The 763-nt window shown below is 41.3% G+C and carries 1 protein-coding gene and 1 pseudogene; both read left to right on the top strand.

Annotation, left to right across the window (positions count from 1 at the left end; all coding sequences use genetic code 11):
• Positions 1-435, top strand: a pseudogene (locus JUJ52_RS23130) (IS21 family transposase); the annotation flags it as partial.
• On the top strand, positions 432-763 hold a 332-nt coding region (locus tag JUJ52_RS23125; RefSeq protein WP_228089255.1), incomplete at its 3' end, for an ATP-binding protein. The pseudogene JUJ52_RS23130 and the gene JUJ52_RS23125, both read left to right, overlap by 4 nt.

The following is a 763-nucleotide window of genomic DNA, read 5'->3' as shown; positions in this document are numbered from 1 at the left end:
GGAAAAGGCCAATTAGTGAAGGATAGAAGCCATTCGCGCGATCGGACAAAAGGCATCCATTCATTTATGGATACGGTTGCGAAACGGTTTGAAGAGGTAGATTCCGCATACGACTATCTCAATATCATCCGGCAAAACTACCCTCGGTATATTAGAGATCAGCTGCAGATTATTTCAAAGCAGACAAAGGAGAACAATGGGGCAATCTTATCAGCAGCACTAAAAGAATGTGTGAAAAGAAATCTTTATAGTGCGACAGATTTTAGCGATATCGTTTCATACATCAAACGACAACGCCAAGCTGATGATACAATAACCGATAACGCCCGGGCTGTATCATCAATAAATAAGATTTCAGGCTGGCTCATGGATACGGAAGCCCAAAAGAGAACAGTAAATGCCTATACTGAAATATTGGAGGGTGAGTCTAATTGAGTCAGCTGAATCAATTACAAGATTTGATGAAAACCCTCCGCCTAACCGAAACAGCTATCCATCTTCCTACACTCATAAGAGAAGCTGAGCAAAAGGACGCATCCTTTACTCAGTTTCTCCTGGATGTGGCAACCTATGAACAAAAGCGCAGAGAAGAAAAGCTATTAGAGAAACGGTTTAAATGGGCGACGTTCCCGTTTTTCAGCACTCTGGAAGAATACGATTTAAAAGAACAGAAATCATTAAGTTCAAAGAAACTAAATCAGTTGAAGGACTTAACGTGGATGGAGCAGCTATATAATATTATTTTCCTTGGGCCGCCAGGCGT

Origin of the sequence: Virgibacillus sp. AGTR (assembly GCF_016919725.2) — a bacterium.
Classification (GTDB): Bacteria; Bacillota; Bacilli; order Bacillales; family Amphibacillaceae; genus Virgibacillus; species Virgibacillus salarius.
This window is presented reverse-complemented; position numbering and strand designations above follow the sequence as displayed.